Here is a 25005-nt window from a genome sequence, read left to right on the forward strand (position 1 = left end):
GGTGAGCGTTGTCCATTCTGCGCATCCTGGCCTGGCTCTACGGTCACGTGACCCTGATCGTCAAAGGCCGGACCCTGGAGCGTTTCATCAATATGGCCACGAGCAGGGGCATCTCTTTCTGGGACATCCGGCGCCTTGATGAAGAACGGATCATGATCCGGACCAGGATCGGCGGCGTGTGTCCTCTGCGTCACATTGCCAGGCGCACGGGCAGCCGCTTTGAGATCAGCGAGCGTGTGGGCTTCCCCTTCGTCCTCGCCCGGCTCTGGCGTCGCAAAACCCTGGCCATGGGCCTGGCTTTGTTCCTGGTGGGCCTTTACACGATGGCGTCTTTTGTCTGGTTTATCGACGTCAAGGGCAACCGGACGGTGAGTGAGGCCCAGATCATCCGGGCCGCACGGCAGGCCGGCCTCCACCCGGGTGTGCCGAAGTGGGGCGTCGAGGCCTCCCGGGTAGAGGCGCGGATCAGGGAGCAGTTGCCGGCCCTGGCCTGGGTCGGGGTCCGCCTCCGCGGTACGCAGGCGGTCATCGAGGTGGCCGAGAAGAAACTGCCCTCGCCCGACCCCGCCGGTATACATTCGAATATCGTCGCCGCCAAGGCCGGGCTGGTCAAAGAGGTGCTCGTCCTGAGCGGGGAGGCCGTCGTCAAGGAGGGTGAAACCGTCGTCCCGGGGCAGCTTTTGATTTCGGGTGAGATCTGGCCCCCCGAGGGTATCAGCGCCGAAGGGGAGATCCTGCCCGGCGAGCCCCGCCGCGTGCGGGCGCGGGGGATTGTGCGGGCCCGCGTCTGGTACGAGGAGTACGGCGAGGCCCCCCTGGTGGACGAGGGAACAAGCCTGACGGGACGGCAGGCCCGGGCCTGGGAGGTCAAGGTGGGCGGACGGGTCATGCATATCTCGGGCCCCGGGCGCGCACCGTATAAGGACTACGAGCAGACGGTGGCCGCCTACCGCGCTCCGTCCTGGAGGAGTTTCTCCCTGCCCGTCGAACTCTACAGTAGGACGTACCGTGAAATCAAGCCTTACCGGCGGACGCGCCCCTACACCGAGGCGCTCCGGCTGGCCCGCCGGGAAGCCCGGGAGACACTGGACGCCGCCCTCGCCGGCACCGAGGTCAAGGTCCTGGACCGCCGGATGGAAATCATCAACCCCGGTAAGCAGGAGAGTCTGGTACGGGTCCGGCTGACGATGGAAGTGCTGGAGGATATCGGGCGGGAAAGGCTGGTGGAACCTTAACACCCTGGAGGAGGTTGAAAGGCGGATTTGGCGGAACAGCAGGTAGAGAAGCGTTTTGCGATTGACGACCCGCAGGCCGCGGCGGCGATCTTCGGCCAATACGACGAGTATCTTTCCCTGCTGGAGGACGAAACGGGGACCAGGATCGTCCAGCGCGGCGGGGAAGTGGTCCTGATGGGCCCGTCGCCCCGCGTCGCCGAGGCGCAGGAGATCCTGGAACAGTTGACCACCTTCTACCGGGAACGCCGGAACCTTACCGTTCAGGACGTCCGGTACGTCATCCACAGCGTCCGCGAAGGCCGGGAGGGGCTCGGGGATCTGGCGCGGGAAGTGATCATCACCACCCCCCGCGGCAAGAAAATCAGGCCGAAGACCCTGGGGCAGATGCGGTATGTCCAGGCCATCCGCGAAAAGGATATCGTTTTTGCCATCGGCCCGGCGGGCACGGGCAAAACCTACCTGGCCGTGGTGATGGCGGTCCGCGCCCTGCGCAACAAGGAGATCAACCGCCTGATCTTGACCCGTCCCGCGGTCGAGGCCGGCGAGAAGCTGGGCTTTTTGCCGGGGGATCTCCAGGAGAAGGTGGACCCCTACCTCCGCCCCCTTTACGATGCCCTCTATGATATACTGGGATTAGAAAACACGCAGCGGTACCTCGACCGCCATATTATTGAAATCGCGCCCCTGGCCTACATGCGGGGCCGGACGCTGGAGGACGCCTTCATCATCCTGGACGAGGCCCAGAACACGACGCCGGAGCAGATGAAGATGTTCCTTACGCGCCTGGGTTTCGGCTCGAAGGCGGTCGTTACCGGGGATGTCACCCAGGTGGACCTGCCCAAAGGACAGGCCTCGGGCCTGGTGGACGCCCAGCGTATCCTGACCGGGGTCGAAGGCATTGCCTTCGCCTACTTCACCGGCGCGGACACCATCAGGCACCCCCTGGTGATCGAGATCGTCCGCGCTTACGAACGGGCGGGTGATGCCGCGGAGGAGTGACGGGTTTTGGTGGGTCTTCCCGCCTTTCTGCATCGTACCGGGCAAAGCGTTACCCTGGTCCTGCGCAACCCCAAAGCGCGCCGGGTGGGAGCGCTCATCGCCTTTTTCCTTTACCTGACCTTCCTGGTGACCGTTAATTTCTTCGGCGGCCAGCCCCTCCTCACCGAGGGGGAGGTGGCCCCGCGCGATATTCTCTCCCCCTTTACGAAGACCATCACCGACCCGATTAAGACGAGAGAGGCCCAGGAGCAGGCGCGCCAGCGGGTGCCGAAGCAGTACGACTTCGACCCGCAGGTCAAGATAGCGGTGCAGAACGACATCACGGCCGTGGTGACGCGGGTCGCCGCCGTTCAGGCCGACGACAAGCTGGACCTGGACGGCAAGGTGGAAGGGGTCCGGGAGGCGGTACCTTTCACACTTCCGGCCGATGTCCTGACCGCCCTGGCCCAGGGCGATCCGAAGGCCCTTACGGCGATGGCCAAGGATGTCAACGACGCCGTGGCGCACGTGATGGAGCGCAGCGGGGGCGTCACCCAGGATAACCTCCCCGACACCAAAAAGGAACTGGCGACCCGGTTTAACGAGTTGGGAATGCCCCGCTCCCACGAAATCCTGGCCCGGGGCCTGACAAACCATTTCCTGCGGCCCAATGCCTTCTTTAACGCGGCCCGCACGAGGGAGATGCAGGAGGCGGCGGCGCGGCAGGTCCGCCCGGTCTTGATCACCATTAAGAAAGACGAGAAAATCATCGGCAAGGGCGAGATCGTCACCGCGGAGCACGCCGTCAAGCTGGAGAAGCTCGGGCTGATGAAGCAGTCGTCCCCGGTCAAGAGCATCATCGGCGCCGGCCTCCTGGTGGCGCTTACGACGGGCCTGATACTGCTTTATCTCCGCCGCCAGCACCGGGAGATCTTCAAGCAGGTCAACCATCTGTACCTGATCGGGATCGTTGTGGCCACGGTGGCGACCATCGCCAAGGTCCTGGTGGCCATCAAGGTCAGCCAGTGGCCCGAGTTCGGCGACCTGATGGGATACACCGTGCCCACCGCGGCCGCCGGCATGCTGATCGCCATCCTCCTCGACTCCCGGCTGGCGATCGTCGTGGTCGCGGCGCTTTCCGGCCTGGTCGGCGCAATGACCGGGGCCGAGCTTAAATTCGCCCTGGTGGGCCTCTTGAGCGGTATCGCCGGCGTGTACAGCGTGTCCAAGCTCAGCCAGCGCACCGACCTGGCGCGGGCGGGGATCTACGTGGGCGCGGTGACGGTGGCCGCCATCTGTGCCACCGAACTGCTCGGGGACCAGCCCCTGATCCTCCTGGTCATCTCAAGCCTTGTCCTGGGTACCGCCAACGGGCTGCTGTCCTCGGTCCTCGCGAACGGGGCCCTGCCCTTCCTGGAGAGCACCTTCGGCATCACCTCCTCGGTGAAGCTGATCGAACTGGCCAACCCCGGGCAGCCCCTGCTGAAACGGCTCCTGGTCGAGGCCCCGGGCACCTACCACCACAGTATCATCGTCGGCAATCTGGCCGAGGCCGCAGCCGACGCCGTCAACGGCGACGCGGTTCTGGTCCGTGTCGGGGCCTACTACCACGACGTGGGTAAGGTTCGCCGGCCGGCTTTCTTCATCGAAAACCAGGTGGGCGCGGAGAACCCGCACGACAAGATCGCACCTTCGCTGTCGACCCTGATCCTTACCTCCCACGTCAAGGACGGGGTGGAGTACGCCCGGGAGCAGCGCCTCCCGCAGCGGATTGTCGACATCATTGAGCAACACCACGGGACCAGCCTGTGTTCTTACTTTTACCACAAGGCGCTGGAGCAGGATGACAAGGACGTGGTCAAGGAGGACGACTTCCGCTACGAAGGCCCGAAGCCGCAATCCAAGGAAGCGGCCATCGTAATGCTGGCCGACTCCGTGGAGGCCGCCGTCCGGTCCCTGGAACGGCCTTCCCCCGGCCAGCTGGAGGGTCTCGTCCGCAAGTTGATTAAGGAGAAACTGGCCGACGGGCAGCTGGACGAATGCGACCTCAACTTCCGGGACCTCGATCTCATCGCCGGCGCCTTCCTGCGCGTCCTGACGGGTATTTTCCATACCCGAATCGAGTATCCTGACCCTAAAGAGATGGAAAGGAGGCGGGCGCGGAGTGGCCGTCGCCATCAGTGACCTGCAGGAGACAGTAAGCGTGGACGAGACCTTGTTGAACCTGATCCGTGCCGCCGTGGAGGCCGTACTGCGCCACGAGGGCCGCCCCACGGCCGAGGCCGAGGTCAGCGTCGCCCTGGTCGACGACGCGTACATCAGGGAACTGAACCGCGAATACCGGGGGGTTGACGCCCCGACCGACGTGCTCTCCTTCACGATGGGAGAGGAAGACCCCGACGCGGACGAGGACGAGCCCTACCTGCTGCTGGGGGATGTCGTCATCTCGCTGCCGACGGCGGTACGCCAGGCCGGAGAATACGGCACGGACCTGCCGCGGGAGGCGGCCCGGTTGGCGGTCCACGGGACGCTGCACCTTTTGGGCTACGACCATCAGCGGGATGAGGACGCAGCGAGGATGGAGGCGCTGGAGGCCGAGATCCTGGCCGCGCTGCCCCGGCGAGGAGAACAGGGCGAATGACGGACCGGGAACTGGTGGAACGGGCCCTGGCGGCACGTTCCGGGGCTTACGCCCCCTACTCCGGCTTTGAGGTCGGCGCCGCCCTGCTGGCGGCCGACGGCACGGTTTACACGGGAGCCAACATCGAGAACGCCTCTTACGGGCTCTCGATCTGTGCCGAGCGGGTGGCCGTCTTCAAGGCCGTCAGCGAGGGACGGCGGGAGTTTACGGCCCTGGCCGTGGCCAGCGGCGGCGACGACTATTGCCGGCCGTGCGGCGCCTGCCGCCAGGTGCTGGCCGAGTTCGCCCCCGACCTGCGCCTTCTCATGGCCAACGCCCGGGGCGATTTCCGGGAGACGAGGCTGGCGGAGCTTTTGCCCGAGGCTTTCCGCCTGAGAAGCACGTAAAGAGGGCAGCCCTTTTTAAGTTAAGTGCCTGCCCCCTTTTTAAGTTTTGTTTTGGGGTGATGAAGTTGGTGCAGGACGAAAGGCCGTTCAAGTCGGGTTTTGTGACCGTGATCGGGCGCCCGAACGTCGGCAAGTCCACCCTGGTGAACAGCCTGGTCGGCCGGAAGGTGGCCATTATGTCGCCCAAGCCGCAAACCACCCGGCACCGCCTCCGGGCGGTACTGACGCGGCCGGAGGCCCAGATCGTCTTCGTGGACACCCCCGGCATCCACAGGCCGCAGCACCGCCTGGGAGAAATAATGGTCGAGGCCGCCCTGCAAACCCTCAACGACGTCGATGTCGTTCTTTTTGTCATAGAGGCCGACAAAGCGCCCGGTCCGGGGGACGAGGACGTCATCGACCGGCTGAAGGGCATCAAGACGACGCCGGTCATCCTGGTCATCAACAAGGTGGACCGGGTGGCCAGGCCAAAACTTCTACCGCTGATCGACGAGATGCGGCGGAAGTATCCCTTCGCTGAAATCGTGCCGGTTTCGGCCTTGAAGGGCGATAACCTGGAACGCCTGGTGGAGACCCTGGTCGGCTACCTCCCGGAGGGGCCGCCCTATTTCCCCGAGGACATGGTTTCCGACCAGCCCGAGCGGGTACTCCTGGCGGAACTGGTGAGGGAAAAGGTCCTGCACCTGACGGCCCAGGAGGTTCCCCACAGCGTGGCCGTCGTGGTAGAGGAGATCGCCGAGCGCCCCAACGGGGTGACCCTGGTGCGCGTGACGGTCTACGTCGAGCGGGAGTCGCAGAAGGCGATCCTGATCGGCCAGGGGGGCCTGATGTTAAAGCGTATCGGCCAGGCGGCGCGAGAGGAGATCGAAGGGCAACTGGGAATGAAGGTCTTCCTTGAACTGTGGGTCAAGGTCCGGCCGAAGTGGCGCCAGAACGAAAGGTACCTGAGGGAATTCGGCTACGGGCAGTCTAATGGATGAAATCCTCCGGCCTTTGGGCCTCGATATCGACCGAGTGTAACGCAGGGCCCGCCCCTTCCCCGGCGGGAAGAGGCAGGTCCAGTTCCCCGTAATAGGCCCTGCGCAGGATGTCCTCCAGTTCCGTCACCAGGGGCATCCGGGGGTTGGTGACGACGGTCTGGTCGGCGAAGGCCTGTTCGGCGATCCGCGGCAGGCGCTCGAGGAATTCCCGTTCCGGGATGCCGCAGGCGGCGATGGTCTCCGGCAGGCCCAGTTCGCGCAGGAGCCGCCGTACGGCGGCGGTCAGGCTGGCCGCGCCCTCCGCGGGTGTGGCCGCCGGCAGGCCCAGGTGGCGGGCGATTTCCTGGTAACGGGCGGCGGCGATGTAGTGCCTGTACTTCGGCCAGGCCGTGAACTTGGACGGAACCGCCGCGTTGTAGGCGATGACGTAGGGCAACAGCACGGCGTTCGCCCGCCCGTGGGACAGGTCGAACTCCGCTCCGAGTTTGTGCGCCAGGGCGTGGTTCACGCCCAGGAAGGCGTTGGTGAAGGCCATCCCGGCGATGGTCGCGGCGTTATGCATCTTCTCCCGCGCTTCGCGGTCCGCCGGGTCGGCGAAAGCCCGCGGCAGGTAGCGGAAGACGAGTTCAATCGCCTTCAGAGCCAGGGCATCGGTGTAGTCCGAGGCCATGACCGAGACGTAGGCCTCGATGGCGTGGGTCAGGACGTCGATCCCGGTATCGGCGGTCAGCCCGGGGGGCTGCCCGGCGGCCAGCTCGGGGTCGATGATGGCCACGTCCGGGGTTAGTTCGTAGTCGGCGAGGGGGTACTTAATCTCGGTGCCGCGGTCGGTCAGAACGCAGAAGGCGGTGACCTCCGAACCGCTGCCGCTGGTGGTGGGGACGGCCACCAGGCGGGTTTTGCGTTTTGCCCGGGGGTACTTGTAGGTGCGCTTGCGGATGTCGAGGAACTTTAGGCGCAGGAACTCGAACTCGACCTCCGGGTGCTCGTAAAAGAGCCACATCCCTTTGGCGGTGTCGATGGCCGACCCGCCGCCGAGGGCGATGACCGTATCGGGCGAAAACCGCTTGAGGAGCTCCACGCCCTTCTTGACGGTGGCCACCGAGGGGTTGGGTTCCACCTCGTCGAAGACCTCGATGTCGACGGGCGCGGGCCGCCGCTCCAGGTGGTGCGTCACCCGCTCGACGTAGCCCAGGCGGCGCAGGGTGGGATCGGTGACGATTACCGCCCGGCGGAGGTCCGGCATCTTGGCCAGATACTGCAGCGCTCCGGGCTCGAAGTAGATCCTGGGCGGGACCTTGAACCACTGCATGTTCACCCGGCGGCGGGCGACGCGCTTGATGTTCAACAGGTTCACCGCGCTGACGTTGGCGGTGGTGGCGTTGTGGCCGGGATAGCCGCAGCCGAGAGTCAAGGACGGGGTGAGAGTGTTGTACAGGTCGCCGATCGCACCGTGCGTGGCCGGGGCGTTGACGATGACCCGCCCCGCCCGCAGACGGCGGGCGAAGGCCTGGATGACGTCCTCGTTCTCGCTATGGATGACGGCCGAGTGGCCCAGACCGCCGAAATGGACGACGGCTTCGGCGAGGTCCAGCCCCTCCTCCGGGCTGGCGACGGTGTAGAAAGCCAGGATCGGGGAGAGCTTTTCCCGCGAAAGGGGGTAGTCCGGCCCGACCCCCTCCTGCTCGGCGATGAGGATCTTCGTCCCGGAGGGCACGGCGAACCCCGCCATGCCGGCGATGGTGGAAGCGTCACGGCCGACGATGTCGGGGTTCAGGGAGGTGGCCCCGTCCCGGGTCGCCAGCCGCTCCAGCCGCCGTGTCCGCTCGGCGTCCAGGAAGACGCAGCCGTACTCCTGGAGCAGCCGGCGCACCCGATCGGCCACCTCCCGGTCGACGATCAGGGCCTGCTCGGAGGCGCAGATCATGCCATGGTCGAAGGTCTTGCTGAGGATGAGGTCGGTCACCGCCCGGCGCAGGTCGGCGGTCCGCTCAATGTAGCAGGGGACGTTTCCCGGCCCCACGCCGAGCGCGGGGCGCCCGGCGCTGTACGCGGCCTCGACCATAGCACTGCCCCCGGTGGCCAGGATGAGGGAAACTCCGGGGTGACGCATCAGGTAGCGCGCGGTCTCCACCGACGGCTCCTCGATCCACTGGATGCAGTCCGGCGGGGCGCCGGCGGCCACCGCCGCCTCCCGTACCGCCCGGGCCGCGGCGGCGCTGCAGCGTTGCGCCGAGGGGTGGAAACTGAAGATGACCGGGTTGCGGGTTTTGAGGACGATGAGGGACTTGAAGAGGACCGTGGAGGTGGGGTTGGTGACCGGGGTAAAGGCGGCGATGACCCCCGCCGGCTCGGCGATCTCCACGTACCCGGCGGTGTCGTCCTCCCGGACCGTCCCCACCGTCCGCAGGTCCTTGATATCGTGGTAGATATATTCAGTGGCGAAAATGTTCTTGATGACCTTGTCCTCGTAAACGCCCCGGCCGGTCTCTTCGACGGCCAGGCGGGAGAGTTCCATGTGCTGCTCGAGGCCCGCCAGGGCGGCGGCCTTTACGATCCGGTCCACGGCCTCCTGGTCGAGTTCCAGATAGCCCGCGCCGGCCCGCGCCGCCCTTTCCACCAAGCGGTCGACGGCGGGGAAGCTCTCGTTGACGATACTCGTTACCTCCTCCCGTGACGAATGCTTTTCAGGACAGCCCTAGTATACCCGGAAGGCGGGAGGCGCATTGCCGGATGACGGCGGGGCGCCGGTGAACTTTCTAAATTACAAAAAAAATATTGCAAGAAGATTTCTAAAGTATTGCCAAAATGTTTCGTTCATGCTATGCTGAGCGTAATCAAAAACCAAGATCAGGATTGCCGTGTGCCTCGGACATCCCTCTCTCCCGTGGACCGAGGCCTTTTCTTATGCCAGCCTTTGTTTTGATCTTCAAACCTTATGGGCATCTTACAGAATTATTAAAAAGTTATTGCAAGCTCCTTGCCAAGTTATTACGAAAGTGTTACAATGAGACCATCCAACCGAAAATAAGGTACGCCGTGATATGGCCTCGCTCCCTCTCGATCGGGGCCCCTTTTTTTTTGGGGGGGGGGATGGCGGGGCCCGCTTAAGGACAGCGTAAGGGCGAGGTGGTATTTATGGCCGAATCGCCCTCACTGGCGGAGGTTCTCCTGGTATACGGGGAAATGGCCCTTATCGCCTTCGGTGCTTGGCTTGTACTGTATGTTGTCGGGCGTTCCTGGACCGGTCAGGGGCCCGAGAGATGAACGGACCCCAAAAAGGGGGCCGGGGGGCGGCACCTGATTGCCGCCCGCCCGGCCCTATGGTTTTGGGACTGGAACAGGGAATGGAAGATTCAAGCCCCCGCCCGGTTGCGTGAGTGCGCTTCAGAAGGTTGTGGTTCTGGTTTCTTCTCCGTGTTATGATTTACATGACCCTTGTTATGCTGGGTGCGTCGGGGGATCGCCATGACCCTCACGCCCCAGATTTTTTTTTCTCTGGTAAGGCCGAAATTTCGCACCGCGCCCACGGCCTCCACGTAGTCCCCCACCATTATTTTCTCCGGCGGGGCGGTGAACATGATCACCTTGACACTGGCGCCGCCCTCGCTGATGGTGATGTGAGGCCGGTTCATCCAGGCGAAAGAAACCCGTTCCACCGTTCCGCGTACCCGAACCGGCTTCCCGCTCCCGTCGCGCCCGACCCGGTCCAGGCGGCAAAGCCTGGCGCCGGTGCAATCGACGTTCGCCATCGCCTTCTGGTTCATCCGCGTCAAAAGGAGCGGAATCACCAGCAGGGCGGCCAGCATCGGGAGCATGGTCAGGAAGAGCCGGAGGTCACGGCTCTGGATAAAGGCCAGGGTGACCATCAGGGCGGCGATCCCGAAGGCCGCGTACCCGGGCAGGGACATTCTCACCTAAGACTCCCCCTTTATATGGCCGGAAGGCCGCTCCTAGCTTTCGGCCGGAAGCTCTTTCCGGAAGGCGAGGAAGTAGACCACGCCGATCAGCAGGAAGCCCCCGACGATATTGCCCAGGGTGGCGGGGATCAGGTTCCAGAGCCACACGTCACCCCATGACAGGCCCCCGTTGGCGTGCAGGAGCGGGTTCCAGGGCTTGCCGTCCACCATCTTGTCGACCACGCCGGGGAAGTATTTGGTCAGCCAGAGGCCGCTGGGCAGAAAGTACATATTGGCCACGCAGTGCTCGAAGCCGGTGGCGACGAAGGCCATGATCGGGAACCAGATGCCGAAGAACTTACCGATCACGTCGTTGGCCGTAATGCCGAGGAGAATGGCGATGTTAACGAGGAAGTTACAGCCGATGGCCGCCCAGAAGACAGACCACAGGCCGACGGACCCGGCCGACTTATAGGTCAATGTCTTGGCCACCGCGATGGCGATGGCGTTCATGCCGAAGGCGTTGGGTTCGGCTGCGCCCAGATTGCCCTGGGTGAAGGGGCCGATGACCATCATGTAGGCGTAGAAGAGGGAGCCCAGAAGGTTGCCGATGTAAACCCAGAGCCAGTTGTTGAAGACCTTGCCCCAGGTGGTCTTGCCCATCATGGCCGCCATCGGCGCGAGCATCGCGTCACCGGTGAACAGCTCCATGCCGGTAAGGACGATCGCAATGAGGCCGACCGGGAAGACTGCGCCCCCGATGAGCTTGCCGACGCCGGGGCCGAGATAATTGGCGACGGCGGTGGAGCAGACGGTGCAGAGGGCAGCGCCGATGGCGATGTAGGCGCCGGCCATGAAGCCGCGCAGCAGGAGTTGGAAGATGGGCAGTTCGGCCTTGTACTTGCCGGCGTTGCCGGCCATCAGGGTCATCTTGGCTGGTGGGTTGAAGTTCACCTGGTTTACCCCCCTTATGGTTTGTGTTTTAAGACACCTGAATCTTAGCCGCGCAGACCTTGTACTCCGGGATCTTGGCCACCGGGTCCAGGGCCGGGTTGGTCAGCACGTTGGCCGCCGTCTCGGCGAAGTGGAACGGAATGAACAGCGTCCTTTCCGGCACCCGCGGCGTGACCATGGCCCTGACCTCGATCGATCCCCGTCGCGAGGAGACCCGTACCCGCCGGCCGTCGCTGATGCCCAGGTGCCGGGCGTCGACCGGGTTGACCTCCACAAAGGCCTCCGGCACCTCGCGTGCCAGGGTGGCCGAGCGCCTGGTCATGGTGCCGGTGTGGTAGTGGAAGGCGACCCGCCCGGTGGTCAGGACGAACGGGTACTCCTCGTCCGGTTCTTCGGCCGGGGGCTTGTAGCCCACCGCCTGCATTCTCCCCTCCCCTCGTGTAAAGGTCTTGCTATGCAGGATGGGCGTCCCCGGGTGGTCCTCCGCCGGGCAAGGCCACTGCAATCCGTCGACGCCAAGGCGGGCGTAGGACATACCCGCGTACTGCGGCGTCACCCGCCGGATCTCGCCGAAGACGGCCTCCGGATCCCCGAAGTCGAAGCCGTCCAGGCCGAGCCGGCGGGCCAGGAGACAGACAATCTCCCAGTCCGCCTTCGCTTCCCCGGGCGGCGGGACGGCCCGGCGCAGGAGCTGGACGCGCCGCTCGGTGTTGGTTACCGTGCCGTCCTTCTCGGCCCAGCAGGCCGCCGGGAAGACGACATCGGCCATGGCGGCCGTTTCCGAGAGGAAGATGTCCTGGACGATGAGCAGGTCCAGGCGCCCCAGCGCCTCGCGGGCGTGGTTGACGTCCGGGTCGGAGACCAGCGGGTTCTCGCCCATGACGTACAGCCCCTTAAGCCGGCCCTCGCCGGCGGCGTCGATCATCCCCACCACGGTCAGGCCGACGCGGCCGGGGACCAGGCTTCCCCAGACCTTCTCGACGTTGCCCCGCTTGCCGTCGTCGACCACCGGCTGGTAACCGGGCAGGACGTTGGCCAGGGCCCCGACGTCGCACGCGCCCTGGACGTTGTTCTGGCCGCGCAGGGGGTTTACCCCGGTGCCGGGGCGCCCGATGTTGCCGGTGAGCATTGCCAGGTTAGCGCAGGAGATGACGTTGTCCACCCCGGTGGTGTGCTGGGTAATGCCCATGCAGTAGAGGATCGCGGAGGCGGGGGCGGTGGCATAAAGGCGCGCCGCGGCGATGATGTCCGCAGCCGGCACGCCGGTGATCCCGGCCGCCCTTTCCGGCGGGTATTGCTCGACCTCCCGCTTCAGGTCCTCGAATCCTTCCGTGCGGGAGGCGATGAAGGCCTCGTCGTGCAGCCCTTCTTTAATGATGACGTGCATCATGCCGTTCAGAAGGGCCACGTCGGTGCCCGGCCGCTGCCGCATCATGATGTCGGCGAAGCCCGCGAGCTGAATCCGCCGGGGATCGGCGACGATGAGCTTCGCCCCCTGTTCCCGCGCCCGCATCACGCGGCGGGCGATGAGCGGGTGGTTCTCCGTGGTATTTGACCCGACGATGAAGACGCAGCCCGCTTCTTCGATGTCCCGGATGGAGTTGGTCATTGCGCCGCTGCCGAAGGTTGCCGCCAGACCGGCGACGGTGGAGCTGTGTCACAGGCGGGCGCAATGGTCGATATGGGGGCTGCCGAAGACCCGGGCCAGCTTTTGGAGCAGATAGTTTTCCTCGTTGGTGCACTTGGCCGAGGCAAGAAAACCCACGGCGTCCGGGCCGTGCTCGCCAGCGATGGCGGTGAGCCGCCCGGCGGCGTAATCCAGGGCCTCGTCCCAGGATACCGGCGTCAAAGCGCCGTCACGGCGCACCAGCGGGCTCTTGAGCCGGTCCGGGTGGTTGATGAACTCGTGGGCGCGCCAGCCCTTGATGCAGAGCTTTCCCTCGCTGATCGGGTGACGGACCCAGGGTTCGGTGCCCACGACACGGCCGCCGTTAACGACCAGGTACATGCCGCAGCCCACGCCGCAATAGGGGCAGATGGTCGGTACAAGTTGCACAGGGTTTCACCTCCCCGGTGTAAAGGCGCTCTCCGCCCTGGTTTTTTCGCTCTCGTCGAAGATGATGAGCGGCGGCGGGGTGGGGTCGATACCCGGCCGGTAGCCGAAGATCGCGGAGAGTTCTTTGTGGAGCATGTGGTACAGCCTGGTGAGCGGGATCTCCATCGGGCAGGCGGCCTCGCACTGCCCGCAATTGAGGCAGGAGTCCGCCACGTGCGCCAGCCGCGTGAGGTGGAAGAGGCGCGCCGGAGCAAGCTGCCCGCCCGGAACCAGGCCGCGCCCGGCGTCCAGGTAGCAGTCCTTGCAGTAGCAGAGGGGACAGGCGTTGCGGCAGCCGTAGCACTTGATGCACTTGTCAAACTGGGAAAACCAGTAGGCGAGGCGTTCCTCCCGGCCGGCCTCCTGGATGGCAAAGTCGCCGGCCCGGGCGGCGGCGGCCGTCTCCTCCCAGCCGCCGTGCAGGGCGAAGGGGGGCGCCTCGGCCAGGCCGGCCGCCTGCAGGACCGCCTCGCCCCGTTCGCTATGGACCTCCACCGCGCAGGCCCGGCCGCCGACCGAGATCTCCAGGTCGGCCATTACGGCCCGCGGGTATTCGCAGCGGCGGCAACTGGACCGTGCGCTGCCGCCGGGGACCGTGTCACAGTTAATGCCGACGGTGATTACACGGTCCGGGTCGAGGCTGTTCCTCTTCACGAGTTCCGCAACGGCCCGGATGTCGCAGGTACGGCCGAATATCGCCACGCGGCGGTCCCGGAGGTAGTCCCGGACAAGCCGGGCCAGACTGTAGGGTGCTCCTCCGGAAACGGTTAAACCGACTGTGCCTTTGACTTCGGTGAGAAAGACGGGGCGTGCATCGTCGTCACCGTATCCCCCGGAGTAACCGAAAACCCCCTCGGCAACGCCCGCCTCCAGGATACCCCGGGCGAGGGCCTGGATCACGCCTCCCCCGGGCAGGGCGGCCTCGCGTTCATCGATTGATCTGCGGTATTGCTTCACGCTTCTCTCACTTCTCTCATCTTCAGTGGGTTGGGCCCCATGGCCCGGATCTCTTCCACGAACTCTTTGATCGTCTGGGCGAACTGCGCGCCCTCCGACGCCGAGATGAAGGTCAGGCGCACCCGCTCGGGGTCCATCCCCACGGCGTCGAGCAGAGCGCGGAGCATGTTGTAGCGCCGCCGGGCGAACATGTTGCCACTGACATAGTGGCATTCTCCGGGGTGTCACCCGCTGACGAGGACCCCGTCGGCGCCGTCCACCAGGGCCTTCAGGATGAAGATGGGGTCCACCCGGCCGGAGCACATCAGCCGGATGATCTTTACGTTCGGCGGGTATTGAAGCCGGGATACCCCGGCCAAGTCGGCCCCGGCATAACTGCACCAGTTACACAGGAAACCGAGGATCTGGGGTTCGAACCCGTCTTGTGCCATTACCTGCAACCCTCCTTAGCGTATTCCACCGGTAATCCAGGCCCGTTTCTTACTACGGTGCTTTCCTCACCTCCCTCCGACGGCCCCCGGGTGGTTTGAAAATGCGCCAGGGGGGCGTGCAGGGGCCCGCCCCCGGCGCCGTACCGGAAGTGAGAACGCGATTCGGTTGAGGGGAAAAGAGCGCAGGATGCACGGCGTCAGGCAGCATTCGATTGCTTCCCCCTTCGACAGTGACAGCGGGATTCACGTGTCTACGCCGTGACAGATGAAATGAAACGGAAGTCAAACGCGGAGAAACGCAGGCGGTGCAAGGAGGGCTTTCTTTTTGTGACCCATACCGCCGACGACTCCGTCAACCCTCCCCGTATGCCGTGAGCAGGGGAGAGGGATGACCGGTGTTCAAGACGCCGCGATATGGGGCAGGGCCCCGAAAGGAAGAGGTGTGCCGAAACACGACCGGGAGAGGACGTACTTCTTTTTTCTACCGCCCCTCGAAATCCGGTGTGTCGCGGAGAGGAACGACCCTTGTTATGCCTGTGCCGTTATGGTGCTTGTGCAAATAGTGTCAAATAGCTCCTTGTACCTTCCAAGCACAAGCAAATTCTACGGCATCGCTTTGTCCAGGATAGTTCGATACCTAGGGTGGATTCCCTGCTTTCAGAACCAAATTTAGTATAAAGAATCGTTATGCTTTTCCATCCCCGACAGAAGAAGACACCTTTCCGGAAGGAAGGGGGAAGGGGAGCGTGGAAAACCATATAATACCATCACTTACTACTTTAACCAAGAGCAGGGGAGGAAATAGGTTTTGGGGGTCCGGTATTTGGCGGGGCTACTGTTGGCGGCGTCGATCTGGTTTGGGCTCCCTGCCCGAGCGGAGGCGGCGGCGATGGTACCCCTGAGGCCGGTTCTGGAAACGAGCGGCGTTCGCCTCTGGTGGGACGGGGAGGGGGTGAGCGGGTCCTGGCCGGGTCACACCCTGCAGGTCATTCCCGGTACGGACCGCGCCTGGCGGGATGGGACGCCCGTGCCCCTGGAAGCGCCGGCGGTCTCCATCAACGGGGTGACCTTCATCCCTGCCTCTTTCGTAGCGGACCTGTTCCCCGTCCAGGGCGGGACGGAGCCGGTCCCTGTAACGAGGTTCTGGGCCGGGGACCGGACCTGGTGGGCCGGCCTGATGGGTACCCCGGGAATCATCCCCGCCCTCCCGGAGACGGTGCCCCCGGGAGAGACGGCATGGTTTCTGCCGGCCCTGGAGGACCACCTGGTGAAAGGGCTCTTGGGCAGGGTCGACCGTGAACTCCAGGAGGCGACCGGCGGCGCGCAAAAACTGCAACCGGACGCGGAACGAACTTTTCGGCTGGCCCTGGCGGCCTGCCTGGAAACCGCGACGCTGCCGACCATGCGCCGGGCGGGGAACTGTACGATTAACTTCAATCCACAGGGCGCCTACAACAACATGCTTAACGCTGTGAAGGCGGCCGGTTATTTGAACGGGACGGTGGTTCCGCCAGGGGCCGTTTTCTCCTTCAACCGCACCCTGGGGCCGCGGACGGCGGAAAAGGGATATGTCGTGGGCTTCGCCTTTGAAGACAAAAAGCACATCAAGGCCCTGGGGGGCGGGGTCTGCCGTCTTTCCACGATAATTTACGGAGCGGTTCGGGATGCCGGCCTGCCGGTGGTGGAACGCCACCCGCACAGCCTGCCGGTGGGATACGTGCCCCCGGGGCGGGATGCGACGGTGTCTTACGGCGGGGCCGACTTCAAGTTCCGTAATGACCGCCCTTATCCGCTGCTGATCGAAGCGGGGGGGACTGTGCGGCGGATCACCGTTACGTTGTGGGAACTGCGGGGCCTGCCGCCCCCGGGGCCGGTCCCGGAACCCTCCTGGCCCGCACCGGCGTAGGGGGGCTATGGGATGTGGTCACTTCTCACCTCTCTTAAGGCGGGCCCGTCCGACGGTTGACGGTGTGTAATCCGATCCGCTGCAGGGTTCAGGACTCGTCCCTTTCTCCGGGCCCGGTGCCGCCCTCCGGTCTTCGCGGCCACCGGCCCTTCTCCCGGCCCTGGTCTGACGGGACGTAGAAGCGGCGGCCGGCGAGGTTGTCCGGGAGGTATTGCTGTTCCACCCAGTGGCCGGGATATTCGTGCGGGTACTTGTACCCGGTATGGCCGAGCTTCTTCGCCCCGCGGTAGGACGTGTCCCGCAGGTGCGGCGGGACCGGTTCGGCGCGGGTTTCCTCGGCGGCGTGCATGGCGGCGTCGATGGCCATGACGACGCTGTTGGACTTGGGGGCTGTGGCCAGATAGATGATGCACTGGGCGATGGGGATGCGTGCCTCGGGCATGCCGACATGCTCGAGGGCGTGGGCGGCGGCGTGGGCCATGAGCATGGCCAGCGGGTCGGCCAGGCCGATGTCCTCGGAGGCGTGTACGATCAGCCGGCGGACGATGAAGCGCTGGTCTTCCCCGGCCTGGGTCATCCGGGCGTACCAGTACAGCGCGGCGTCGGGGTCGGATCCGCGGATGCTCTTGATGAAGGCCGAGATGACGTCGTAATGCTGGTCCCCGGCCTTGTCGTAGCGGATGGCGCGACGCTGAATCGAGTCCTCGGCGGCCTCCAGGGTGATCCGCCGCACCCCGTCCGCTCCCGGCGGGGTGGAGAGGACGGCCAGCTCGAGGGCGTTCAGGGCCGTACGGGCATCGCCGTTGGCCAAGTCGGCCAGGTGGGCGAGGGCCTCTTCTTCCACCTGGACCGCGAAGTGTCCGAGCCCCCGTTCCTTATCGCGCAACGCCCTCTCCAGGATCACCCGGATGTCTTTCTCCTCCAGGGCCCGCAGCTGAAAGATCCGGGAGCGGCTGAGCAGGGCGCCCGTCATCTCAAAGAAGGGGTTTTCGGTGGTGGCCCCGATGAAGATGATCGTCCCTTTCTCGACGGCCGGCAGCAGCACGTCCTGCTGGGACTTGTTGAAGGCGTGGCATTCATCGACGAAGACAATGGTGCGCTGATGGTAGAACTTGCGCCGGTCTTCGGCCTCCTGGATAATCTTGCGCAACTCCTTAACCCCTGCGGCCACGGCGCTTACCGGAACGAAGACGGCCTTCGTGGCGTTGGCGATGACGTATGCCAGGGTGGTTTTGCCGCTGCCCGGCGGACCGTAGAGGATAAGGGAGGTCAGCCGGTCGGTCTCGATCGCCCGGCGCAGGAGTCTGCCCGGGCCGAGGATGTGCTCCTGGCCGACGAACTCATCGAGGGTCCGGGGGCGCATACGGTCGGCCAGGGGTGTGCTCTCTTTGAGGCGGGGCTGGCGGTCGAAAAGGTCGCTCACGTCGCTTCCCTCCTCCCGGGTAAGATGAGTGTACCCAGGGGGCGTATTTTTTGCAAGAATTGGACGGGAGGCGCCCGGGAACAAAAGGGTTTTGGCATCCGGGGAGGTAAGTATTGCATTGCTAAGGGTGAAAGGCGGGCGGGGAGTCGTGAGGCTCGTCTCGTTAACCGGGCGGCGGGGGCTGGCCCTGCTGTGTCTCGTCCTTGCATTATGGCCCGGGCCGGGCCTGGCGGACCCCGCCGGCGTTCCGGGAGCGGATCAGCGCGGGCGGGACGCCGCATTGATGTCGGCCTATACCGCGCGGGAGAAGTCCCTGGCCTCCGAGTTGCTGGCCCTTGACCTGCAGCTGGACGACATGCGGGATGAGCAGCGCAGGTTGCAGGATCGCCTGGAAGCCCTGGAGAGGGATGCTGCGGCGGCGCAGGAAGAGCTGGCGGCGGCCGGGGAACGCCTGGCGGCGTCCAGGGCGCGGCTGGGAAGGTGGTTGCGCTACCTCTATGAAAACGGCCGGTTAACGTTGCTGGGCATCCTCCTCGACGCCTCCAGCTTCGGTGACCTGCTGCGCCGTTTAGAGTTGGTACGTTGGCTGGCCGTTTACGAGGCCGACCTGTTCCGCGATGTGCAGGCTCGCCGTGACGCCGTGACCGCAAACCTGGCGCGGGCCCGGACACTGGAGCGGGAAATCGGGCGGAAGGAGACGGCCCTGGCCGCCCGCATCGCCGAGACGGAGGAACTGCATCGTACGAAGACAGAGATGCTCAGCGCGCTGCGGGCCGAATCGGCCGACCTCGCCCGGCGGATCACGGCCCTGGAAGAACAATGGTACGCCTCGCTGACCCCCCTGCACAGCCTCCTGGGCCAGCTTGACCGGCTGTTTATCAAGGAGCTCCGGCCCGACCGGGTCTACTTCGCGGGCCGGAACGTGCGGTTGGAGGTCAGCGAGGCGACGATCAACGCCGCTCTTGGGCGGATGGATATCGGCGAGAGGTCGGCGCTGCGCATCCGGGTGGCCCCGGAGGGGATTACCATCGCCGGGGTGAGCGACGGAACAACATCGTTCAGCCTTACGGGAAGCCTGGTTCCCGACCGCGACGGGCGCTCCGTACGCTTTATGCCCGAATCCCTGACCCTTGACGGTACGCCGGTACAGCCGGAGGTGCTCCGCAAGATCGCCAGCGAAGGCGGCCTGTTCTTCGCCCTGGATCGGCATTTCTCCCTGTTCGCCGTACACTCCATCACGACGGCCGACGATAAGGTGACCATCGCCCTGGGCCCAAGGTGACGGGGCAGTTTAACGTCATGCCCGGGACCCCTTATGGCAACCGCTCTTGCAGTGGGTGCACTGCCTCAGCATCCAGCGCTTCCGCAGCATCCTCCCATACCCCCTCTCTTTGATAAAAACACGCTACATCCTCCATGTTTATGCAGGGCCGGACCCGCTGATGACGGCTAACCGGGGGCGAAGGCAGGGAAAATGTGTCGGCCGACGAATATCCGGCATAATGAACGGTGGAGGAATCCAAGTGGCGGAGAAAACAACGAAACCGGCTTACTCCCTGGACGAGTTCACCGAGCTGGCCGGCCGGCTGGTCGACATGGTTCCCGCGCGCTTTTGCCGTGACTTGAACGGAGGCTTCCTCATCCTGCCGGAAGCCAGGCCGGACGAGGAATTCTACATTATGGGCGAATACGTCGAGGACCCCGTGATGGGCTCATATATCGTCCTGCATTATGGCTCCTTTGTCGCGGTGTTGGAGGACGAGACCCGCGAGGTGTGGGAGGACGAGCTGTGGGAGACTATCCTGCACGAGTTACAGCACCATCTGGAGACGATGGCCGGGGTGGACGACCTGGCCCGTGCGGAACTGGCCGAACTGGCGCGCTGGCGCGAGGAGCAGGAACGCCAAGGCTGAGTTCCCGCTGCGTGCGTCGAGACCGAGAGCGGGAAGAGGCGAGGAGGTGTGGGTAATGTCCTGGTTTACAGGTTCTATGACGACCACCGGGCGGTGCATTTGCTTTAGGCGAAGCTCGAGGGCAGAAACAGACGTGCGGCGGATGGTCCAACGCGCCGAAGCCCGTTGAAATTCCTAGAGCATTTCCAGAAGCTCCCGCCGGTTGCGGATGACGATCCGCTGGCGGTCCAGCTCGATCAGGCCGGCCTGGCGCAGCTCGCTGAGCGTCCGGTTCACCGACTCCCGGGAGGCCCCCACCAGGTTCCCCAGTTCCTGGTTGGTCAGGTCAAGGTTGATGCGCGTCCCGCCGGCCTCGGGGACTCCGTAGTCCTCGGCCAGCATGAGGAGCCCCGTTATGACGCGGCGGGTGACGTCGTGCAGGGCCAGGCTCATCACCTTATCCTGCGCCTGCCGCAGCCGCCGGGCCATAATCTTCAGGAAGGCCAGAGCGAGCGAAGGCTGCTCCAGCGTCAGCCGGTCCAGGTCGCGGTTGGCGATCATCCCTACCACGGCGTCTTCAATGACCTCCGCGGTTGCAGGGTAGGGCCCGCCATCGAAGATGACCACCTCGGCGAAGACCTCTCCCGGGTTGACCAGGTGCAAGGTGTGCTCCCGGCCGTCGGCGGTCCGGCGCGTGAGCTTCACCCTTCCCCGGCGCAGCAGGAAAACGGCTTCTCCCGGCTCGCCCTCCAGGAAGATGATGTGCCCCTTGCGGTACGGCCGCTCACGGGTGAGAGAGGCGACGGCCGCCAGGGCCTCCGGCGGAAGGTCGGCGAAGAGCGGCACACGTTTGAGCTGGTTGGTGAGATCGTCTTTCTCGGTCAACGCTTCCCCCCGCCCTTCTCAGTTCCTTTGCTCCCTATTGTATCCCGCGGAACCATGATTTTATAGTAGTGGTAAATGGTAAAGCAATAGAAATTTCCCGGGGGGATCGGCATGCGTAGAGGCAGGATCGGGCTGAACTGATTATTATGCCGGCGGGCGGCCGGTCTTTGACGGCTACCGCCGCCGCTATACGGGGCTGATGGCCAAGGGAAACCCGGTTCTGCCGGTGCCCCTGGGCGGGTTTGCTCTGGCCGCCCTGGGGCTGGCGTTACACTACGGGTTCCGGGCCCGCCGTGCCCGGATGGTGAACGACCCGCCGGGCCTTTCCCCGCCGGACGCGCCCGCCGGGGGAGGGGAACAGGCCGGTGACTCGGCGCCGCCGGGTCCGGTATAAAGGAGGACCTCGATCTATGCCCAGCGCGGAAGCAAACCTGATCGCTCCGGCCTTCGTCGCCTACCTGACCGGCGCCGCGGCGGCCCTTATCTATCTCTGGACCAGGCATGGCCTTTTGGCCCGGGCCATCCCGGTCCTGACGGGGCTGGGGCTGGCCCTGCATACGGCCGCCCTTGGCGTACGGTGGGCGGCCGCCGGGCACTGGCCGTTCACCAGCCTTTACGAGTTCCTGACCCTGTTCGCCTGGGGGCTGGGCGGCGCCACCCTGCTCACCGTCTGGCGCTGGCGAATGACAGTGACGGCCGCTTTTACCCTGCCGCTGGCCGTGGGCCTCCTGGGCGTGGCGTCCCTGCTACCGTCCGAGGTGCGGTCCCTGGCTCCCGCTCTGCAGAGCGTCTGGCTGCAACTGCACGTGGCCGCGGCCATCCTGGCCTACGCGGCCTTTACGATCTCCTTTGCCCTGGCGGTGCTCTACCTGCTGAGCGAGCGGCGGGCGGACAGCCGGCTGCCGGGTCTGCCGCCGGCCGAGGTCCTGGACCGGTATACCCACAGTAGTGTGGCCTTCGGTTTCGCCTTCCAGACCCTGCTCCTGATTACGGGGGCTGTCTGGGCGGAGGAGGTCTGGGGCGCCTGGTGGAGTTGGGACCCCAAGGAGACATGGGCGCTTGTCACCTGGCTGATCTACGCCCTGTACCTGCATGCCCGCACCGCCCGCGGCTGGAAAGGGCGCAGGGCGGCCTGGCTGGCCGTGGCGGGCTTCGCCGCCGTCCTCTTTACCTTACTTGGGGTCAGCCTGCTGATTCCCGGCCTGCATAGCTACTAGTTTAAGATTTTTTGCCAGGTATCAAGACTGATGTCTTACTGCTTTTAAACACGAGTAAGACGCGGGGTTTCCGTCATAAGGAATGGTCCGGCCCCGAACGGGCCGGACCATTCCTTGGGCAGGCTAGTCCCTTTTGAGTTCTTCGATATACTGCCTTACCGCCGTAGCTTCTGCCTCAAGATCTTTCAGGTAGGCCTCGAGCCGGGCCAGCCGCTCCTGTTTCGTGAAGAAGCGGCGGAAGCCCCGGCCGCAGCAGCACCCGTGCCGGCGGGCGTGGCCATGCCCTCCGTCACGGCAGTTGCTCGGACCGCACATCCTACATCCCTCCCTTGAAAAGGTTATTTAATCTCTCCCGGCCTGCTCCTGGTAGCGGGCCAGGAAGTTTTCAAGCCGTGCCTTGTTCCTGGCGATGGTCCGTGCCCAAGCCGAGAGGACCTCCTCGCCCTCCGGGGTCAGCCGGTAAAGCCGTTTGGCCGGCCCCGACTCCTGGGTCTGCCACTCCGAGGTCACCAGCCCGTCATCCTCCAGCCGCCGCAGGTGGCGGTAGACCGATCCGGGATCGGCCTCCCCCTCGGAGAAGCCGAACTCATCCAGATTCTGGATCAGTTCGTACCCGTGGGTCGATCGTCGCTGCAGCAGAAGCAGCAGGCAGGGTTGCATAAAGCGCTCCATCGGGGCGCTCGTGCAACGGCAGTGGTCGCGGCGGTTGCCAGGTCCGGAATGGCTGCACATCGGAGATCACCCATATATGCATGATGCCTATATAGATAGTAACCAGAGGTAGGGCAAGGGTCAAGATTATTTTTGTGGGGAAATGACTCTCTTGTCAGTTCTTCCGCAGTGTGTTATGATTTTCACAACGGTATTTGCACCATGCAAATAGGGGAATTGTGCTACTATGCCGGAGTGGGATGCGCTGATCAATGAGCATACGGAATATGCTGCTTATCTTCGGGCGGAGAGGCTGCTCCAGCCCGGGTTGCTGCTGCTTCTCGCCCGGCGTCCCATGCATGGCTACGAACTCATCCAGTGGCTGAACCAGCTGTCCTTTACCCGGGAAGAATGCGATCCGGCCACGGTATACCGTAACCTGCGCCGGATGGAGGACGACGGCCTGGTACGCTCCGAATGGCGGGCGGGCGAGTCCGGCCCGGCACGGAGGGTATACCACCTGACAGCCGACGGGAGAGAACTGTTGGACCTGATGGCGGCCAATGCCCGCCGCCGCCGTAAGCAGCTTGAGGCCTTCCTGGCATCATACGAGGACGTCCGTGCGACGGACGCCGCGAAGGGGGATGGGAGTGAATGAGCGGGGAGAGCCTGAGCATCCTGCACGCCGGGGCGCTCCGCGGGCCCCTGAAGGAGTGTGCCCGGGTCTTCGAAGAGGCTCACCCCGGCACGGTTGTGACGCTGCGGGCGGCCGGCTCGCGGGAAGGCGCGCGCCGGCTCCGGGAAGGGGAACACGCGGACGTTGTCGCCCTGGCCGACCCGGCCGTCTTCGCGGAACTCCTGGAGCCGGACATTGTCGATAGGTACTTCGTTTTCGCCACCGACCGGATTGTCATCGCCTTTGACGACTATTCACGCAGACGGGATGAAATCGACGTTCAGAAGTGGCCGGACGTTCTCCTGACCGAAGGGGTGACCTACGCCCGCTCGGACGAGAACCTGGACCCCTGCGGCTACCGGACGCTGATGGTCTGGCAGCTGGCGGAGGAGTTTTACGGCCGGCCCGGTCTTTACGAACGGCTGCGGAGAGGGTGCCCGGCCGCCCGGATCACGCCGAAGTCCATCGACCTGGTGGAACTGGTCGCCCAGGGCCGCGTCGATTACGCCTTCGTCTATTCCTCAGTGGCTGCGCAGTTCGGCCTGCGGCACCTGGTTCTGCCGCGGGAGATCGACCTTTCAAGCCCGGCATTTGCCGAACGCTATGCGCAGGCCGCAGTCCGGGTGGAGGGGCGGCACGCCGGAGAAACGGTGACCGTCCGGGGAGCGCCGATCGAGTTCGCCATCGGGATACACCGCAGGTCGGCCGACCCCGATCTCGCCCAGGCCTTCCTGGACCTGGTCTACGGGCGCATCGGACAGGAAATCCTGGAGAACTGCGGGCTGATCCCTTGCTAAGAAAGGAGAGGGGAACAGATGCATTTCCCCGTTTCGGGTGTGGACGTTTTCCCTTTGATTCCTCCGCTGATCGCCTTTGTCATATCCTCACTGACGGCCCCGGCCGGCGTCTCGGGCGCCTTCCTGCTCCTGCCCTTCCAGGTCAGCGTCCTGGGCTTCGTCAGCCCGGCCGTCAGTCCCACGAACCTGATCTACAACATCGTGGCCATCCCCGGAGGGCTCTACCGTTATATTAAGGAAGGGCGCATGGCCTGGCCCCTCACCTGGGTGATCATCATCGGCACCCTTCCGGGTGTTTTCGCCGGCGCGCTGGTGCGCATCAAGTATTTCCCCGACCCGCGAAACTTCAAGCTCTTCGTCGGCCTGGTCCTGCTTTACCTGGGCGGGCGGCTCCTCTACGAGGCCACGGGGCGCTACCGTAAGGGGAAAGAACAGCAGAGGGCCCTGGAGAAGAAGTTCCGGGAGCGGGTCCGGCAACAAAAGGATGATCTGAAGGGGCGCCTGGCCGCCGGGCTTCCCGCCGAGGCGGTGGTCAAGACGAAGTCGGTATCCCTGTCGCGCATCGAGTACGAATTCTGGGGCGAGACCTTCTCCTTCAGCACTGTAACGATCTTTGTGCTGGCCCTGGTCGTCGGGTTGATCGGCGGTGTTTACGGTATCGGCGGTGGGGCGATCATTTCCCCGTTCGTTGTGTCCGTCCTGGGCCTGCCGGTCTATACGGTAGCCGGGGCCGCCCTGGCCGGGACTTTTCTGACGTCCATCGCCGGCGTGACCTTCTTTGAAGCCCTGGCCCTGACTCCCTTGGGCGCGGAGGCGGTGATCCGGCCGGACTGGGCGCTGGGGGCTCTCTTCGGCGTCGGCGGTCTGCTGGGCACCTACGTCGGCGCCCGTTTCCAAAAATACCTCCCGGAGAAGTGGATCCGCGTCTTTCTGGGCCTCCTGATCGTCGGCCTGGCGGTGCAGTACATAACGCAGTTCTTCTTTAGATGATAAACCCTGAAA

23 protein-coding genes and 1 pseudogene are annotated in these 25005 nt (G+C 64.7%); 14 read left to right on the top strand and 10 right to left on the bottom strand.

The genetic code is table 11. The annotated features are described in order from the left end of the window. The first annotated feature begins 8 nt into the window (after positions 1–8). Genes yqfD through era form a run of 6 tightly spaced genes read left to right on the top strand, consistent with a single transcriptional unit; the run spans position 9 to position 6220 of the window. On the top strand, positions 9–1235 hold the full coding sequence (yqfD, locus tag QMC81_00660) for a sporulation protein YqfD (protein ID MDI6905983.1): 1227 nt from the start codon (positions 9–11) through the stop codon (positions 1233–1235). A 27-nt stretch (positions 1236–1262) separates the two neighbouring features. Beyond that, positions 1263–2234, top strand: a complete 972-nt coding sequence (locus QMC81_00665) for a PhoH family protein (protein ID MDI6905984.1) — start codon at positions 1263–1265, stop codon at positions 2232–2234. 9 nt (positions 2235–2243) lie between these two features. Then, entirely contained in the window at positions 2244–4397 is a 2154-nt protein-coding gene (locus tag QMC81_00670; GenBank protein MDI6905985.1) for an HDIG domain-containing protein, read from the top strand. After that, positions 4378–4854, top strand: a complete 477-nt coding sequence (gene ybeY, locus QMC81_00675) for an rRNA maturation RNase YbeY (protein ID MDI6905986.1) — start codon at positions 4378–4380, stop codon at positions 4852–4854. Before QMC81_00670 ends, ybeY begins: the two co-directional genes overlap by 20 nt. Next, positions 4851–5240 carry a cytidine deaminase gene (gene cdd / locus QMC81_00680; GenBank protein MDI6905987.1) on the top strand — a complete coding sequence of 130 codons (390 nt, stop codon included), beginning with the start codon at positions 4851–4853 and terminating at the stop codon, positions 5238–5240. The genes ybeY and cdd overlap by 4 nt, the downstream gene beginning before the upstream one ends. Before the next feature lie 59 nt (positions 5241–5299). Then, complete coding sequence (gene era, locus QMC81_00685) at positions 5300–6220, top strand: GTPase Era (GenBank protein ID MDI6905988.1); 921 nt, start codon at positions 5300–5302, stop codon at positions 6218–6220. Here era and adhE read toward each other — a convergent pair. The 6 genes and pseudogenes from adhE to QMC81_00715 form a co-directional block, all read right to left on the bottom strand. After that, positions 6210–8885: pseudogene (gene adhE / locus QMC81_00690) on the bottom strand (bifunctional acetaldehyde-CoA/alcohol dehydrogenase). The gene era and the pseudogene adhE overlap by 11 nt on opposite strands. Before the next feature lie 691 nt (positions 8886–9576). Further along, positions 9577–10137 carry a hypothetical protein gene (locus QMC81_00695; protein MDI6905989.1) on the bottom strand — a complete coding sequence of 187 codons (561 nt, stop codon included), beginning with the start codon at positions 10135–10137 and terminating at the stop codon, positions 9577–9579. A gap of 36 nt (positions 10138–10173) precedes the next feature. Further along, a complete protein-coding gene (locus QMC81_00700) occupies positions 10174–11073 on the bottom strand; it encodes a formate/nitrite transporter family protein (GenBank protein ID MDI6905990.1) in 900 nt (299 codons plus the stop codon). A gap of 28 nt (positions 11074–11101) precedes the next feature. Further along, the gene (fdhF, locus tag QMC81_00705; protein ID MDI6905991.1) at positions 11102–13129 is read right to left on the bottom strand and encodes a formate dehydrogenase subunit alpha; all 2028 of its coding nucleotides are present in this window, start codon (positions 13127–13129) and stop codon (positions 11102–11104) included. 6 nt (positions 13130–13135) lie between these two features. Next, complete coding sequence (locus QMC81_00710; GenBank protein ID MDI6905992.1) at positions 13136–14125, bottom strand: 4Fe-4S dicluster domain-containing protein; 990 nt, start codon at positions 14123–14125, stop codon at positions 13136–13138. Beyond that, positions 14122–14556, bottom strand: coding sequence for a hydrogenase iron-sulfur subunit (locus QMC81_00715; protein MDI6905993.1), 435 nt, complete (start codon positions 14554–14556; stop codon positions 14122–14124). The genes QMC81_00710 and QMC81_00715 overlap by 4 nt, the downstream gene beginning before the upstream one ends. Positions 14557–15445: 889 nt before the next feature. On the opposite strand from QMC81_00715, the gene QMC81_00720 reads away from it, so the two are divergent. Further along, on the top strand, positions 15446–16462 hold the full coding sequence (locus QMC81_00720) for a VanW family protein (protein MDI6905994.1): 1017 nt from the start codon (positions 15446–15448) through the stop codon (positions 16460–16462). Between the two features lie 88 nt (positions 16463–16550). Here QMC81_00720 and QMC81_00725 read toward each other — a convergent pair whose 3' ends face one another. After that, entirely contained in the window at positions 16551–17885 is a 1335-nt protein-coding gene (locus QMC81_00725; GenBank protein ID MDI6905995.1) for an AAA family ATPase, read from the bottom strand. A gap of 118 nt (positions 17886–18003) precedes the next feature. Between QMC81_00725 and QMC81_00730 the strand changes: the two genes are divergently transcribed. Then, positions 18004–19167: a hypothetical protein gene (locus tag QMC81_00730; GenBank protein MDI6905996.1), complete on the top strand. Its 1164-nt coding sequence runs from the start codon at positions 18004–18006 to the stop codon at positions 19165–19167. Positions 19168–19408: 241 nt separating this feature from the next. Further along, entirely contained in the window at positions 19409–19798 is a 390-nt protein-coding gene (locus tag QMC81_00735) for a metallopeptidase family protein (GenBank protein MDI6905997.1), read from the top strand. A 174-nt stretch (positions 19799–19972) separates the two neighbouring features. Here QMC81_00735 and QMC81_00740 read toward each other — a convergent pair whose 3' ends face one another. Beyond that, positions 19973–20662, bottom strand: coding sequence for a Crp/Fnr family transcriptional regulator (locus tag QMC81_00740; protein ID MDI6905998.1), 690 nt, complete (start codon positions 20660–20662; stop codon positions 19973–19975). A gap of 199 nt (positions 20663–20861) precedes the next feature. Between QMC81_00740 and QMC81_00745 the strand changes: the two genes are divergently transcribed. Then, a complete protein-coding gene (locus QMC81_00745) occupies positions 20862–21056 on the top strand; it encodes a hypothetical protein (protein ID MDI6905999.1) in 195 nt (64 codons plus the stop codon). Between the two features lie 16 nt (positions 21057–21072). Then, the gene (gene ccsB, locus QMC81_00750) at positions 21073–21879 is read left to right on the top strand and encodes a c-type cytochrome biogenesis protein CcsB (protein MDI6906000.1); all 807 of its coding nucleotides are present in this window, start codon (positions 21073–21075) and stop codon (positions 21877–21879) included. 123 nt (positions 21880–22002) lie between these two features. On the opposite strand, the gene QMC81_00755 is transcribed toward ccsB, so the two are convergent. Both QMC81_00755 and QMC81_00760 read right to left on the bottom strand, forming a co-directional pair. Then, complete coding sequence (locus tag QMC81_00755; GenBank protein ID MDI6906001.1) at positions 22003–22194, bottom strand: hypothetical protein; 192 nt, start codon at positions 22192–22194, stop codon at positions 22003–22005. A 27-nt stretch (positions 22195–22221) separates the two neighbouring features. Next, a complete protein-coding gene (locus QMC81_00760; protein MDI6906002.1) occupies positions 22222–22611 on the bottom strand; it encodes a helix-turn-helix transcriptional regulator in 390 nt (129 codons plus the stop codon). A gap of 166 nt (positions 22612–22777) precedes the next feature. Between QMC81_00760 and QMC81_00765 the strand changes: the two genes are divergently transcribed. From QMC81_00765 to QMC81_00775, 3 genes are read left to right on the top strand one after another with little or no spacing between them, the layout of a single operon-like run. Continuing rightward, the gene (locus QMC81_00765; protein MDI6906003.1) at positions 22778–23188 is read left to right on the top strand and encodes a helix-turn-helix transcriptional regulator; all 411 of its coding nucleotides are present in this window, start codon (positions 22778–22780) and stop codon (positions 23186–23188) included. Continuing rightward, positions 23185–24003, top strand: coding sequence for an extracellular solute-binding protein (locus QMC81_00770; protein MDI6906004.1), 819 nt, complete (start codon positions 23185–23187; stop codon positions 24001–24003). Before QMC81_00765 ends, QMC81_00770 begins: the two co-directional genes overlap by 4 nt. 18 nt (positions 24004–24021) lie before the next feature. Then, positions 24022–24993 carry a sulfite exporter TauE/SafE family protein gene (locus tag QMC81_00775; GenBank protein MDI6906005.1) on the top strand — a complete coding sequence of 324 codons (972 nt, stop codon included), beginning with the start codon at positions 24022–24024 and terminating at the stop codon, positions 24991–24993. Positions 24994–25005: the final 12 nt, after the last annotated feature.

The organism is Thermoanaerobacterales bacterium (assembly GCA_030019475.1).
Lineage (GTDB): Bacteria > Bacillota > Desulfotomaculia > Desulfotomaculales > JASEER01 > JASEER01.